Source organism: Micromonospora tarapacensis (assembly GCF_019697375.1).
Lineage (GTDB): Bacteria > Actinomycetota > Actinomycetes > Mycobacteriales > Micromonosporaceae > Micromonospora > Micromonospora tarapacensis.
This window is the reverse complement of the sequence record NZ_JAHCDI010000004.1, coordinates 1,178,425-1,191,989: the sequence shown is the minus strand read 5'-3', so window position 1 is coordinate 1,191,989 and position 13,565 is coordinate 1,178,425. Positions and strand designations below refer to the sequence as shown.

At 70.7% G+C, this 13,565-nt stretch carries 17 protein-coding genes and 1 pseudogene; 8 read left to right on the top strand and 10 right to left on the bottom strand.

The annotated features are described in order from the left end of the window. Positions 1-735 precede the first annotated feature (735 nt). A complete protein-coding gene (locus KIF24_RS11335; protein ID WP_221084008.1) occupies positions 736-1,053 on the top strand; it encodes a MerR family transcriptional regulator in 318 nt (105 codons plus the stop codon). A gap of 156 nt (positions 1,054-1,209) precedes the next feature. Here the strand turns inward: KIF24_RS11335 and KIF24_RS11330 are convergent, their stop codons facing one another. From KIF24_RS11330 to KIF24_RS11315, 4 genes are all read right to left on the bottom strand, one after another. Next, entirely contained in the window at positions 1,210-2,970 is a 1,761-nt protein-coding gene (locus KIF24_RS11330; protein ID WP_221084007.1) for an ABC transporter ATP-binding protein, read from the bottom strand. Continuing rightward, positions 2,967-4,664, bottom strand: coding sequence for an ABC transporter ATP-binding protein (locus KIF24_RS11325; protein WP_230415487.1), 1,698 nt, complete (start codon positions 4,662-4,664; stop codon positions 2,967-2,969). The genes KIF24_RS11330 and KIF24_RS11325 overlap by 4 nt, the downstream gene beginning before the upstream one ends. Before the next feature lie 70 nt (positions 4,665-4,734). After that, a complete protein-coding gene (locus tag KIF24_RS11320) occupies positions 4,735-4,944 on the bottom strand; it encodes a hypothetical protein (protein ID WP_407939994.1) in 210 nt (69 codons plus the stop codon). A 65-nt stretch (positions 4,945-5,009) separates the two neighbouring features. Then, positions 5,010-5,567: a hypothetical protein gene (locus KIF24_RS11315; protein WP_221084006.1), complete on the bottom strand. Its 558-nt coding sequence runs from the start codon at positions 5,565-5,567 to the stop codon at positions 5,010-5,012. 149 nt (positions 5,568-5,716) lie between these two features. Between KIF24_RS11315 and KIF24_RS11310 the strand changes: the two genes are divergently transcribed. After that, on the top strand, positions 5,717-6,325 hold the full coding sequence (locus KIF24_RS11310; RefSeq protein WP_221084005.1) for a TetR/AcrR family transcriptional regulator: 609 nt from the start codon (positions 5,717-5,719) through the stop codon (positions 6,323-6,325). A gap of 73 nt (positions 6,326-6,398) precedes the next feature. Here the strand turns inward: KIF24_RS11310 and KIF24_RS11305 are convergent, their stop codons facing one another. Next, positions 6,399-6,596 carry a hypothetical protein gene (locus KIF24_RS11305; protein WP_221084004.1) on the bottom strand — a complete coding sequence of 66 codons (198 nt, stop codon included), beginning with the start codon at positions 6,594-6,596 and terminating at the stop codon, positions 6,399-6,401. Further along, on the bottom strand, positions 6,593-6,850 hold the full coding sequence (locus tag KIF24_RS34420) for a low temperature requirement protein A (protein WP_221084003.1): 258 nt from the start codon (positions 6,848-6,850) through the stop codon (positions 6,593-6,595). Before KIF24_RS34420 ends, KIF24_RS11305 begins: the two co-directional genes overlap by 4 nt. Here KIF24_RS34420 and KIF24_RS11295 point away from each other — a divergent pair. The 4 genes from KIF24_RS11295 to KIF24_RS11280 all read left to right on the top strand — a co-directional run bounded on the left by KIF24_RS11295 (position 6,788) and on the right by KIF24_RS11280 (position 10,010). Then, complete coding sequence (locus KIF24_RS11295) at positions 6,788-7,177, top strand: hypothetical protein (RefSeq protein ID WP_221087667.1); 390 nt, start codon at positions 6,788-6,790, stop codon at positions 7,175-7,177. The two genes, KIF24_RS34420 and KIF24_RS11295, sit on opposite strands and share 63 nt — an antisense overlap. Before the next feature lie 121 nt (positions 7,178-7,298). Then, positions 7,299-8,180 (top strand): ABC transporter ATP-binding protein, encoded by an 882-nt coding sequence (locus tag KIF24_RS11290; protein ID WP_221084002.1) that lies wholly within the window; start codon positions 7,299-7,301, stop codon positions 8,178-8,180. 40 nt (positions 8,181-8,220) lie between these two features. Further along, the gene (locus tag KIF24_RS11285; protein WP_221084001.1) at positions 8,221-8,940 is read left to right on the top strand and encodes a hypothetical protein; all 720 of its coding nucleotides are present in this window, start codon (positions 8,221-8,223) and stop codon (positions 8,938-8,940) included. Beyond that, a complete protein-coding gene (locus KIF24_RS11280) occupies positions 8,937-10,010 on the top strand; it encodes an extracellular catalytic domain type 1 short-chain-length polyhydroxyalkanoate depolymerase (RefSeq protein WP_221084000.1) in 1,074 nt (357 codons plus the stop codon). The genes KIF24_RS11285 and KIF24_RS11280 overlap by 4 nt, the downstream gene beginning before the upstream one ends. 173 nt (positions 10,011-10,183) lie before the next feature. Here the strand turns inward: KIF24_RS11280 and KIF24_RS11275 are convergent, their stop codons facing one another. Both KIF24_RS11275 and KIF24_RS11270 read right to left on the bottom strand, forming a co-directional pair. Then, complete coding sequence (locus KIF24_RS11275) at positions 10,184-10,471, bottom strand: hypothetical protein (protein ID WP_230415486.1); 288 nt, start codon at positions 10,469-10,471, stop codon at positions 10,184-10,186. Positions 10,472-10,542: 71 nt separating this feature from the next. Next, positions 10,543-10,965 (bottom strand): DUF2000 domain-containing protein, encoded by a 423-nt coding sequence (locus tag KIF24_RS11270; RefSeq protein WP_221083999.1) that lies wholly within the window; start codon positions 10,963-10,965, stop codon positions 10,543-10,545. 50 nt (positions 10,966-11,015) lie between these two features. Here KIF24_RS11270 and KIF24_RS11265 point away from each other — a divergent pair, with 50 nt between their 5' ends. Beyond that, positions 11,016-11,852 carry a helix-turn-helix transcriptional regulator gene (locus tag KIF24_RS11265; RefSeq protein ID WP_221083998.1) on the top strand — a complete coding sequence of 279 codons (837 nt, stop codon included), beginning with the start codon at positions 11,016-11,018 and terminating at the stop codon, positions 11,850-11,852. Positions 11,853-11,902: 50 nt separating this feature from the next. On the opposite strand, the gene KIF24_RS32615 is transcribed toward KIF24_RS11265, so the two are convergent. Further along, positions 11,903-12,142, bottom strand: coding sequence for a hypothetical protein (locus KIF24_RS32615; protein WP_230417261.1), 240 nt, complete (start codon positions 12,140-12,142; stop codon positions 11,903-11,905). On the opposite strand from KIF24_RS32615, the pseudogene KIF24_RS34415 reads away from it, so the two are divergent. Continuing rightward, positions 12,119-12,193 (top strand): annotated as a pseudogene (locus tag KIF24_RS34415) (nuclear transport factor 2 family protein); the annotation flags it as partial. The gene KIF24_RS32615 and the pseudogene KIF24_RS34415 overlap by 24 nt on opposite strands. Before the next feature lie 106 nt (positions 12,194-12,299). Here KIF24_RS34415 and KIF24_RS11250 read toward each other — a convergent pair. Beyond that, positions 12,300-13,496 carry an MFS transporter gene (locus KIF24_RS11250; protein WP_221083997.1) on the bottom strand — a complete coding sequence of 399 codons (1,197 nt, stop codon included), beginning with the start codon at positions 13,494-13,496 and terminating at the stop codon, positions 12,300-12,302. Positions 13,497-13,565 lie beyond the last annotated feature (69 nt).

Below are 13,565 nucleotides of genomic sequence, written 5' to 3'. Positions count from 1 at the left end.
GGTCGAGGTCAGCTGAACGTCGCCGCCGTTGACCGATGCCCCGGCCGTACGGGCGTTCCGCGTTGCCGGATCACCTGCCGCCGCGAACTCGGCGGCGTGCTGGACCGAAGCGGCTGCGCGTTCTGATTCGTCCGTGTTCAGCAGGACGCGCCCGTCGCACATGAATTTGGCCCTTCGGCTTCCTCGGTCACCTGCTCGCTGCGGGAGCTGGGACGCGCGTGTCGGATCCGGGAAGCTCCGACACCCACCGAGAAAATCTATGCTCAACGCGCTAGACATTCTCGCCAGGACTGGCTAATGTTTGTGTCGTTGACAGACGAGGTCCGAGGAAGACGCGGACGAAGACCGAGCACCAAGCAGGGCCCGGACCCATTTCGTGGCTCGCTCGGCATCGCGGTGGACGTCGACGTCACCGCACAGCAAGGCACGTGGCAGTCGAGCCCTGACGCAAGGTCCAGGTCAGGGCGAAATCGGAAGCAGAGGAAAGGGAGGGCTGGACACCGTTTGGATCGCCCGCCGCCGGGACGAAGTTCCGACCCTGGGGCGGACACCGCAGTTTCCATCGAACGAGAGGTGGTCTCCGGTCACGCTTATGCGATCCTCGCACCGCACGCCGTCGACGGCGGCAGGTGCGGATACGACAAACCGACGAACCTGTCGGTAGATGGTGTTTTCGACCCGTAACCCTGGGCCCCGGCGCTTCCGCGCCGGGGCCCTCGTCCTGGAGAGATGTATATGGCCCAACCCGATGACATGTTCGGCGACGACGACTACCCCGCCTACACGATGGGCCGCGCCGCGGAGATCACCGGCGCCTCGCAGGACTTCCTGCGCCGGCTCGACGAGGCGAAGCTGATCACCCCGTTCCGGTCGGCCGGCGGGCACCGCCGTTACTCCCGCTACCAGCTGCGCCTCGCCGCCCGGGCTCGGGAGATGGTCGACCAGGGCACGCCGCTGGAAGCCTCCTGCCGCATCATCATCCTCGAGGACCAGCTCGAAGAAGCCCTCCGGCAGAACGAGGAATACCAACGCCAGCAGGAAGCCGACGCCTGACGATCGATCGCCGTATGGTTTCTTCTCCGTTATGAGAGGGACCGTCTGGCACACCCCTCCGCTGTCCCACAGCCCTCGCGGGGTCGTTCACCACGGCCGACGCCGACCACGAACCGAACGCGGTCCCGGGCACCGTGCGCTGCTGGTTCGGGCGCGTCAACCGTGCCAGGAGTGCCAGAGGGCGGCGTAGGCGCCGTCGGCGCCGACGAGGTCGTCGTGGCTGCCGAGTTCGGTGATCCGGCCGTCTTCGAGCACCGCCACCCGATCGGCGTCGTGTGCGGTGTTGAGGCGGTGCGCGATGGCGATGACGGTACGCCCGGTGACCACGGCGGCGAGCGCCCGCTCGGTGCGTCGGGCGGTGGTCGGGTCGAGCGCGGCGGTCGCCTCGTCGAGGATCAGGGTGTGCGGGTCGGCGAGCACGAGCCGGGCCAGCGCGAGCTGCTGGGCGTCGGCGGCAGCGAGTTCGCGGGCACCGCCGCCGAGTTGCGTGTCGAGGCCGTCGGGCAGGTCGGCATACCAGTCGGCGCTCACCGCGACCAGTGCGGCGCGCATCTGTTCGTCGGACGCGCCGGGTGCGGCGAAGGCGAGGTTGTCGCGTAGCGAGCCGATGAAGACGTGGTGCTCCTGGGTGACGAGGGCGATCCGGCGGCGTCGCTCTGCCGGGGCCAGGTCGGTGACCGGGCGGCCATCGAGGCTCACCACGCCCTCGCGGGGCGCGTCGATCCCGGCGAGCAGCCGGGCGAGGGTGGATTTCCCGGCGCCCGAAGGGCCGACGATGGCGAGCCGTTCGCCAGGGCGCACCTCCAGATCGATCCCGTTCAACACGTCGTGGCCGTCGGCGTAGGAGAACCTGGCACCGCGCACGACGAGCCGGCCGGACCGGACGGGCGTCGGGACGCGCGGTTGCGGTGTCCCGGTGGCGACCGGGGTGGCGGCGGACCCGGCCTGCTGGCCGACGCCGAGCACGCGGGCGAACGAGGCGAGGCCACGTTGGGCCTGCTCCATCCATTGCAACAGCCGGTCCAGGGGCTCGATCGCCTGCTGGAGGTAGAGCGCGGCGGCGACCACCTCGCCGAGCGTCACCATTCCACTGCCGAGGTAGAACCCGCCGAACAGCAGCACCACGGCGATCGGGAGCGCGTAGCTCGCCTCCACCACCGGGAAGAAGACCGACCGCAGCGCCAGGGTCGTCCGGCGGGTGGCCCACACCGCGGCGATGCGCTGCCTGCCGTACGCGACGCGGTCGGCGCCGAGGCGAAGCGCCTCGACGGTGCGGGCACCCTCCGCGGTCGTGGTGAGCGCGTCGGTCAGCTCGGCGGTCGCGGCCCCCTCGGCGAGGTACGCCGGTCTGGCGCGACGCAGGTACCAGCGGGTCACCGCGAAGATCGACGGTAGCCCGGTCAGCGCGACCAGGCCGAGCAGCGGATGCAGCAGGAAGATCGCGCCGAAGAGGAGCGACAGCTGTGTCGAGGCGATGACCATGACGGGCACCACCTCTCGGACGGTGGTCCCCACGGTCGTCACGTCAACCGAGCTGCGGGTGGCGAGGTCGCCGGTGCCGGCCCGTTCCACGACGGAGACGGGCAGGTCGAGCGCCCGCGACACGAACTCCTCGCGCAGCCGGGCGACGGCCCGCTCGCCGAACCGGTGGCCGGCGTACTGGGCGTAGCGGGTGAGCAGCCCATGGGCCAGCACGCAGCCGCCGATCGCGAGCGCCAGGCGGTCCACGGCGGCGGCACCGGAACCGGCGGCGACCTCGTCCACGATCCGGCCCAGCAGCCACGGCGCGGCCAGCCCGGCGACAGCGGCAGCGCCGTGCAGCACCAGCACGACGGCGACCGCGCGGCGGTCCACGGCGATCAGGTCCAGCGCGGACCGACGGACGACCCTGCGATCCGCGACGGGTAACCCGCTCACCGCAGCGACCCGTCGGCGTCGGCGGACTCGCCGTCCCGGGACACCAGGGCCCGATAGCTCGGGTCCTGGCCGAGCAGCTCGACATGGGTGCCGACCGCCACGATCCGGCCGTCGCGCAGGTGCGCGACCATCTCGGCGCGGCCGAGCAACAGCGGTGACGTGGTCAGCACGATCGTGGTTCGCCCGGCCCGCGCCGCTCGCAGGCGCTGGGCGACGCGCTCCTCGGTGTGCGCGTCCACGGCCGATGTCGGGTCGACGAGGATCAGCACGTCGGGCTCGGCGAGCAGGGCTCGGGCCAGGCGTACGCGTTGTCGCTGGCCGCCGGAGAGGGTCCGGGCCCGCGTGCCGATCGGCATGGCGAGCCCGTCCGGGTGGCCGTCGACGACGTCCTCCGCCGACGCCGTACGCAGGGCCGCTCTCAGGTCGGCGTCGCCGATGCCGGCCCGGGTCCGCAGGATCTCGCGCAGTGTCCCGGCGAAGAGGTAGGAGTCGTGGTCGGCGACGAGGATCCGAGCCCGTACCTCGTCGAGTGCGATCCCGGTCAGCGGTGCGCCGCCCCAGGTCACGTCGCTGGTCACGAACCGCCCGAGGCGGTCGGCCAGTTCGACGGCCTCGGCCGGATCGTCGGCGGCGACGGCGAGCAGCCGCCCGGTGGGTACGGTCAGCCCGGTTGCGGGATCGTGCAGTTCGGCGGTGCGGTCCGGCACGGGCCGGGCCTCCGTCCCACCGACCCGCGCCGGCGGGGCCGCGTCGTCGGGGGTCAGGTTGAGCAGCGCGACGATCCGGCGGGCGGCGACCCGGCCCCGGATCACCTGGTAGCCACCTTCGAGCAGGAACCACACCGGCACGACGAGGACCGCCACGTACCCGTAGACGGCGACCAGCTGCCCGATCGTGATGTCGCCGGCCGCGGCCATCCGCGCCGCCAGCCACACCACGGCGGCCAGGAACAGCCCCGGGATGACGATGGTCAGCGCCTCGATCCAGCTGTTCACGGCGCCGACCCGGTACCCCTCGGCCAGCAGCTTCCGGGAGCCGGCCGCGTACCGGCGGGCGAACAGTCCCCGCCCACCGACCCCGGCGAGGACGCGTAGCCCGGCCACGATGTCCACGGCGCGGGTGGTGAGGATGCCCTGCTGGTGCCGGTAGACCGACTCGGCCCGTTCGAGGCGGCGCAGCAGCGGCCCGATGACCAGCACCACCGCGGGCACGCCCAGCAGCACGAACAGCGCCAGGAGCGGGGAGACCGACCAGAGTACGACGGCGACGAACGCGTACGCGATGACCGCTCCGACGCCCGGCCCGGTCACCGTCAGCACCGCCGACGTGTGCATGATGTCGGCGCCGCCGACGGTGGCGACCTCCCCGGCGGCGATCCTGCGTGGCAGCACGGCGCCGATTCGGGACAGTTGACGCAGCAGGACGGCAGCGGACCGGGCCGACGCATCCTCCCGGACGAAGGTCATCGTGCGGTGCCGCATGATGCCCAGGTACGCCAGGCCGATCCCCGCGGCGACGATCGCGGCCACCCACCACGACAGCGCCCGGAGATCGGCGTCCCGCAGCCCGTCGTCGATGGCGCGGGCGACGAGGTACGGCCGGATCGACAGCCCGAGCATCCAGGCGGTACCGATCAGGCTGCCGCGCAGCACCCGCCACGGCTGGCAGCGGACCAGCCACCAGAGGTACCGCATCGGGCTCCTCGCATCCGGCACCCCGGGCTCGGGGTGAGGGAGTTGCGGGGGCACTCGCTGAGGCTACCGATCAAGCTCGCGACGCACGGGACGGGCGCTGGGTCGACCGTCGGCGGCCGTATGTCTCCAGCAGCCGCAGCCGCAGCCACACCTCGCTGACGGTCGGGTACGCGGGGATCGCGTGCCAGAGACGGTCCAACGGGACCTCGCCGACGATGGCGACCGTCGCGGCGTGGATCAGTTCCGCGACGTCCGGGCCGACGAGGGTGCAGCCGACGATCGGCGACGTTCTCCCCGACCGGCCCCGCGCCGATGACGACGACGTCGTGGACGGTGTTCTCCATGTCAGTTCCCCTTGGCCGCACGGCCGAGTCGGATGGCTGCGATGAGGAAGAAGATGGCGCCGGGGATGGCGTAGCCGATCGCGTTGGTCAGCATCGGGCTCTGCGCGGAGGCAGCCACGAAGAACGACCCACCGGCAAGTACGGAGAGGCCACCGCTTATGATCATCGGCCACTGGCCACCCAGCTGGCGGCGGGTGACGCCCACGATCAGCTGAACCAGACCGGCCACGACCGCCCAGGCGCCCCAGACGCGCAGGACCGCCGGGATGCCGGACGCGCCGGCGACGGCCAGGCCCACGGCGGCGAGCATGCTGACCGCGACGTTCACCTGCAGGAGGGTGGATGACCCCAGGGAGCGCGACGAGCGGGCGTCGATGATGGCGGCGGCCACGTCGATCAGCGGGTAGAGCACGAACAGTGCGACGACGAGCGGGTTGAGCTCGGCGGCGATCGTGAACGTCACGCCGGCCCAGACGATGGCGAAGACGAAGCGGGCGAAGTACAGCCGCCGCAGGGCGGCCGCAGTCGTCGAGATGCCGGGAGCGGCAACGGTGGTCATGGTGATCCTTCCGGTGGTGGGCGAGGGAACCGATCAGGGATCCGCAGCTGGGAGCAGCGTCCGTAGACCGAACGTTCTGTCCTTGCAAAGTGTGCCGACGCCGCCCCGGATTGTCAAGACCGAACGTTCTATCTGCTAAGGTTCGTTGCATGACGCGTGCCGAATCCGACACCCGGCCCTCCGCGGCCCGACTCCGGCTCCTCACCACGGCAACCAGGATCTTCTACGCGGAGGGCATCCACTCGGTCGGCGTCGACCGGATCATCGCCGAGGCGAAAGTGACCCGGGCCACCTTTTACCGGCACTTCCCCAGCAAGGACGACCTCATACTCGCCTACCTGCGGGAAGTCCATCAGCTGGATCGCGGCACGGTCGACGCGGCCGTCGCCGCCGACCCGTCGCCGGTCGCCCCCCTCCTGGCCATTGCCGGCTCCATCGCTGAGGGCATCCAGTCCCCCGGATTCCGCGGATGCGCCTTCCTCAACGCCGCGGCGGAGTACCCCGACACCGACCATCCGGTGCGCCAGGAGATCATCGCCCACCGGCAATGGTTCCTCGACACGCTGACCATGCTGATGGCGCAGGTCCACGAGGAAACGGCGGAACCCGCCGCGCGCCACTTCGTCATGCTCCGCGACGGCGCCATGGCAGCCGGCTGCCTTTTCGACCCCGCGTTGGTGTCCGAGACCTTCCTCCGCGGGATCGACGGGCTCCTTGAGATCAACGCCGATCGCCGGTCGACCGAATCCGCCCGCTAGACCGAATCCGCCCGCTGGTACGACAGCCGGTGCGGGTCGGCAGACTGGTCGCCGTGCACGGGGCCAGGCCCGGTCACGCTTCCGGGTCGCGACCGGCGGATGCCTCCCGCCCGATCGGCGAGGCGAAAACCTCCAGCGGCCGGGTGCGGCTCCGCAGCGCGTCGAGTAGCGCGACGAGGGCCAGCACTGCGGCCACCACGCTCAACCCGACCATCGGCGCCCAGCTGGTCAACGCCGGCGTGAACAGCAGCAGGGCCACCAGGCCGATCATCCAGGATCGGGAGACCCGGCCGAAGATCTCGTGTGGAAGTAGATCCGCCAGAGCAGCGCGCTGGTGGCGAATGCGACCCCGAAGGCGGCTGCCCGCTCCGCGGAGTAGTCCGTGCCGCTGAAAACCATGCCGATGACCAGGATCGACTCACCGAGTGCGATGAGAAAGATCAGCTTGTGACGGTCGGCAAGATGCGCCCAGCCGGTGTCATCGGTTTCATGTACGCCGTGTTCGAGTACGCGGCAGTGCCGCACCCGCTGCTCACCATCGTCGCCCAGCACCACCCCCAGCCCTGGGCGCCCGCTGTGCTCGACCGGCTCGGACTCGCGTACCGGCAGAGCCGCGGCACCTCGACCAAGGCCGCGCTGGGTGTGACCGGTCCGGCCCCCGCCCAGCGCACCGCGGCGGCCGAGCTGTTCCGCGAGTCCGGACGGGGCTGGTCGGCGCTGGCCGACCACGCCGCGCAGGCCGACCCGGAGGCGGACCTGCGCGACTGGTGCGAACAGGCCGCCGAACTGGTCGAGGCCACCCTGGCCACCGAACGCGAGGCCACCGCCCTGCTCTCGGCCGCGGTCGCCTGACGGGCCAACGGGGGAACGGGGAAACCCGGCAGCCACCGGCCACGAGCAGTGACACCACGTCACATGGGGTCGTGACGTGGTGCCACTGACGGTTCGGGTGCGCCCGCGCTGTCATGGGTGCATGTCCACCACACCAGTTATCGAAGTCGACCGGCTGAACGTCACCTACGGTGACTTCCACGCCGTGCAGGATCTCTCCTTCGAGGTGCGGCGCGGGGAACTCTACGCGCTGCTCGGCACGAACGGGGCGGGCAAGACCTCGACCCTGGAGACCATCGAGGGGCACCGCACCCCGACCTCGGGCACCGTGCGTGTCTTCGGGCACAGCCCGGACGACCGGCGTGCCGTCCGTCCCCGGATGGGCGTCATGCTCCAGGAGAGTGGATTCTCCCCGGACCTCACGGTGCGCGAGTCGGTCCGTCTGATCGGCCGGCTCACCCGGCGCGACGACGACGTCGACCGGGTGCTCGACCTCGTCGATCTCACCGGCCGGGCCGGTCGGAAGGTGTCCCAGCTCTCCGGTGGGGAAAAACGGCGGCTGGACTTCGCCACCGCCGTCTACGGAACCCCGGAGCTGATCTTCATGGACGAGCCGACCACCGGCCTGGACATCCAGTCCCGCGACGCCCTCTGGGCGACGGTGGACCGGCTGCGGGAGAACGGCGCCACCATCGTGCTCACCACCCACTACCTGGAGGAGGCACAGCAACGCGCCGACCGCATCGGGCTCATGCACCAGGGCGTCTTCCACCGGGAGGGCACCGTCTCCGAACTGACCCGCACCCTGCCGGCCGTCATCCGCTTCTCCCTGCCCACACCGGTGCCGACGCTGCCGCTGCAGGCCGTCGTCGACGCCCACGGCACGGTCGTGATCGAGACCTTCGGCCTGCAGAAGGACCTGCATCTCCTGCTGGGGTGGGCCAGTGACAACGCCGTGGAGTTGCAGGACCTGCAGGCCGGGCCGACCCGGCTCGACGACGTCTTCCGCGCCATCAGCAGCTGACCCCGGCCCGCCCGCCGACCCGTTCCCGAGAGGAATGTCCGTGTTTCCCATCGCTGCAAGTGAGCTGATCCAGATCTTCCGGAACCGGCTGGTGCTGATCACCAGCTTCATCGTCCCGGTGGCCATCTGCGTGCTCTTCGTCCGCCAGCACGAGACCTTCGCCGCCATCGGCAGTCTCGGCTACATCGCGGCGATCGTGATGTTCACCGTGGCCGCGTTCGGGCTCTACGCCACCGCCGTCACCACCCTGGCCTCCCGGCGTCAGAACCTCTTCCTCAAGCGGCTGCGATCCACCGCCGCCTGCGACGCCGGCATCCTCGCCGGCCTGCTGCTGCCCGTCGTGGTCCTCGCCGTGGTGCAGGTGACCGCGATCCTGACCGCCCTGGCCGTGATCGCCGGCCGGCCGGCCAACGTGGTCCTGCTGGCGGTGGCGGCCCTCGCGACCCTGGCCATGATGATCGGCCTGGCCCTGGCCACCGCCGGACTGACCAACTCGCCCGAACACGCCCAGGTCACCACCCTGCCCGTCACCCTCGGCGTGATCGGCGTGACCAGCTGGGTGGGCGTCAGCGGCACCGAGGACCTCACCCTGCTCAAGCGGCTCCTGCCCGGCGGCTCCGCCACCGAACTGACCATGAATGCCTGGAACGGCGGCGTCGCCGTCACCGAATCCCTGCCCCTGCTCGCACCGACGCTGGCCTGGGTCGTCATCGCCGTCGTGCTCGCCACCCGGCTCTTCCGTTGGGAACCCCGCCGATGACCTCCGACGCCACGCGCGCTGTCGAGACCGAGCCTTCCGCTGCCCCGCGCAGGCGATGGCGGTGGATCGTCTCCGGCGCACTCGTCGCCGTCCTGGTCGCCATCGCCGCCGGCACCGCCGCGTTCCAGTTCGGCCTGCCATGGCAGATGCGGGAGGGCGACCACAACCACGTGTACGAGAGCGAGGTGGGCTCGCAGCGCTACCAGGTCCACCTTCCGCCTCAGTACGACGGTACGGCCCGGCTGCCGGTCGTCATGGCGATCCACGGCTGCGGAATGACCGGCTACGGATGGAACTCCATGAAGTCCACGACGCAGTTCAACAGCCTGGCCGACCGGGAAGGCTTCATCGTCGTCTACCCGACGCAACGGATCTTCCGCAGTCCGATCAACTGCTGGAACTCGGCCGACCCCCGGGAGCAACACCGACACACCGGCGAACCCGCGCTGCTCGCCGGTGTCGCCCGCCAGGTGGTCCAGGAGTACGACGCGGATCCCGCGCGGGTGCACGTGGCCGGCGCCTCCTCGGGCGCGGGAACCGCCGTCATCCTCGGCGCGACCTACCCCGACGTCTTCGCCACGGTCACCTCGGTCGCAGGTGGTGAGTACGGACTCAACCAGGTCGACCCGGACGAGCCGGACTCGACGTCACCGCTCTACACGGCACGTCAAGCCTGGGCGCAGATGGGCGATCGGGCCCGGCAGGTGCCACTGCTCGTCATCCAGGGCGAACAGGACACAGTCGTTCCACCCCTGGTCGCCACCCGACTCGTCGCACACTGGACCGCAGTGAGTGATCTCGTCGACGACGGACTGCCCAACGGCAGCCTCGACCTGGTCGAGGAGACCGTGTCCGTGCCAGCCGGTAACGACCGACACGCGTACACGCATTCGACGATCAAGGCACCGGACGGCTCGTCGATCGTCGAGTCGTACCTCGTCCAGGACATGGGGCACGCCTGGCCGGGCCCGGCCGGCGACGGCAGCTACACCGATCACGCCGGCCCCGACGCCAGCGAGATCGTCTGGGAGTTCGCCGAGCGCCACCCGAAGGTGAGCGTCGGTCACTAGACCGAAAGGGTGGTTCAGGGTGCTCGGCCCAGGCAGAGCCCGACGCAAGCGGTTGCCCCGCCCTTCCGGCCGGAGCAACCGCTCTGGTTCTGTTCGAACGCCCGTGACCGACGGACCATCGTGGACGCCTGCCGATACCGGCCCTCGCCAGCCGGCGGCGATCAGTGTCCTGATCAGAAGGGGGGCGCGTCCTGGCCCATCAACGCCAGCACGACGCCCCCCTTCCCGCTCTTGAGGCTCTGGACCACGACCTTGCCGGTGCTGCCGTCGGGCAGCTCCAACGTGAAGGTCTTCCCGACCGCGTTCTTCGGGCCGTTGCCGGCGCTGTTGGCAGGTCGGAAGTCGCCGGCCCACGGCGGGGTCCCACCCCTGCGGGCAGGCTCGGCGAAGAGCGCGGCCGTGCCGGGGGTCCTGGTGCCGTCCGAGGAGAGAAGCACTGAGGCACTGCGATAGGTAGCCATATGCGCCAAGGCTATCCCGGACTGCGCTCGTTTGCGCCACGACAACTGCCCCGTAACGGGAACGGCGGCGTTCAGCGATGCAGGCTGGCCCCCTTGAGCACCTTGTCCACCACATTGCGTGGGCCGTGCAGCGCCAGCCCCACCAGGTCGAGCTTCTCGCGGAGGACCGCCCGCACGGCCGCGCGGTTGTCCCGGTCGTTGCCCGTACCGAACAGCTCCTGGGTGAAGATCGAGATGCGGAGGCCGCGCCCGAGGGCGCGCGCGTGGGCGCTGGTCAGGGTGTCCCGACCGCCGGCGAAGACCAGGACCGGCTGGCGGAACATCGGCAGGTACCGGGTACCGTCCGCGTCCAGGTACTCCTCGCCGAGCAGTTCCGGCCCGGCCCCCGCGACTCCGCTGACCAGGAACGCGGTGACGTTCAGCCGCTGCCAGGTCGCCAGGTCGTCCCGGAGTAGAACAGCAATCTTGGTGTCGAAGCGGATCGGCTCGCTCATGGCTTCGAGCCTGCCCCCTGGTGGACGGACCCGTCTTGTACGTTCTTGGTGTGGCCACACGGCCGGCGGGTCCGCACGTCAGCGCGTGGCGTCCCGCGGTGCCCGGGATCGCCGAGGTGTTCCACGCGCACTTCGTGGACCACGCATACCCGTCCCATACGCACGACGTGTGGACGCTGTTGATCGTTGACGACGGGGCGATCCGCTTCGACCTCTACCGGCATCAGCACGGCGCCCTGCGGCCGTCCGTCACCCTCCTGCCGCCGCACGTGCCCCACGACGGCCGCTCGGCCACGCATCAGGGCTTCCGCAAGCGCGTCCTGTACCTCGACACGTCGGTCCTCGGCGCGGAGCTGGCCGGTGCGGCCGTCGACGAGCCGAGCCTGCCCGACCGGCAGCTTCGCCACCGGATCCACCAGCTCCACCAGGTGCTCGCCCAGCCTGGTGACGCGTTCGAGGCGGACAGCCGTCTCGCGTTCATCCTGGAAAGACTCAGCCTGCACCTACGCCGGCACCCCCCGGCCCTCGCCCCGCCGGTCGCCCGCGGTCTCGCCGTACGGATGCGCGAGCTGCTGGACGCCCGGACCGCCGAGGGCATCACCCTGCGCGAGGCCGCCGAGCTGCTGCACGCTCATCCGACCCACCTGGTCCGGGCGTTCACCCACGCGCACGGGCTGCCGCCGCACCTGTACCTGACCGGCCGCCGTATCGAGCTGGCCCGCCGGCTGCTCCTTGCCGGCCAGCGCCCCGCCGAGGTCGCCACGGTGGCCGGATTCTATGACCAGTCCCACCTGACCCGGCACTTCAAGCGCCACCTCGGGATCAGCCCCGCCCGATACCGGGGGCGTCCGGCGTCTGCACAGGTGGTCGTCGATGATCGGCGATGACCACCCTCATAGGGCAGCCGTCGCTGGGGCCGGTCCCGTCCCGGACAGCGCTACTGCGTGAAGTAGGTGGCGCTCTGCGCGTCTGCCGGGTAGTAGGACTCGATTGCGACCTCGTCGATCGTGATGTCCATCGGGCTGCCAAACGTGGTGATGGTCGAGAACAGCCGCAACTCTCTGCGTCCATGACCACCGAAAACAAGAGCATCGTCCAAGGGGCGCTGGCACCGCTGATCGAGACAGGTGACGTCGATGCGCTCGCCCGGTCCCTGAGCGAGGACTTCGTCCACCACAGGCCGGGTTCAACCACATCGACCAAGGCGGAATGGCTCGCCGCCGTCCGCGCTGCGCTGGTCCCACTCGCCGGCGTGCAGGCCGAGATCCATCAGGTGCTGGCCGCTGACGTGCGCATGTCACCCACCGGAGAAGCGACGCCGGACAGACCTGCGTTCACGCGCGGCCGGGCTGGTGGCCGAACGCGCGCATCGCCAGCGCGCCCACCAGCGGGCCGGGGACGAGCAGCCAGAAGGCCCAGCGCCAGCCGACCGAGTCGGCCAGGACGGGTACGAGTTGGATGGTGACGACCGTCAAGGCGAAACCGATGGCCGTCTGCGCGGTGAGCGCGGTGCCGACGTAACGCCGGTCGGCGACCTCGCTCAACGCGGTGGAGAAGACACCGGAGTCCGCGATCACCGCCGCACCCCACACCACACCCAGCACCACGACGGCGCCGGGCGGGGCGGTGAAGAACAGCGGCGATGTCAGGCAGCAGGCGCCGCTGACCACCAAGGCGGTGACCGCGGCTCGCGGTCGTCCGAACCGGTCCGCGGCCCAACCGCCGGCCAGACATCCGGCAACCCCAGCCACACCGATGGCCAGGAACGCGAGCATGCTGACGTTCGCGTCATCGCGACCCGTCCGGACCGCCGTTCCCGCGATCAGGAAGCTCGGCAGCCAGGTCCACAAGGCGTACAGCTCCCACATGTGCCCGAAGTAGCCCAAGTTCACCAACCGAGGACCACGCTGACGAAACATCGCCAGGGCGTACCGCGGATTCGGACGCGGTGGCGGGCCCGGGGCGAACTGCGGACCCTCCCGCACGAAGGCCACGGCCAGCACCGCGCCGAGGACCGCACATCCGGCCGCGGTGCCCATCACGCCGCGCCACGGCAGATCGCCCAGCCCGCCGATCAGGTGCGGTAACGCCGAGCCGAGGGTCAGCGCGCCGATCATGACGCCGAACGCGAGACCCCGACGGGCCGGCGGCGCCCAGGATCCGGTCAGCTTCATGCCGACCGGATACACCCCGGCCAGGAACACGCCGGTGAGGAACCGCAGCGGGATGGCACCGGCCAGTCCGCCGACGGCGACGGCGAAGACGCCGGTGCAGGCGGCGGCCAGCGTCGCGCACCCGGCCATCAACAGGTGCGCCTTGGTCCGGTCGGCCAGGTTCAGCATGGTTGATGTGATGGCGCCGGCCACGAACCCCAGTTGGACGGACGCCGTCAGCCAGACGGACGCGGTCGCGCCGATCTGCCACGACTCACGCAGCGCCGGCACCACGGCGGAGGCCGAGAACCACACTGCCAGGCCGAGTACCTGGACGGCAGCGATCAGGGCACGCTGCACCCCAGGTCGTAGCATCATCTGCGCTCCTCGACTGCCACCGTAGATCACCTCGGTGCGCAGCGGGTTGAGGGATACGCCACTGGCGGC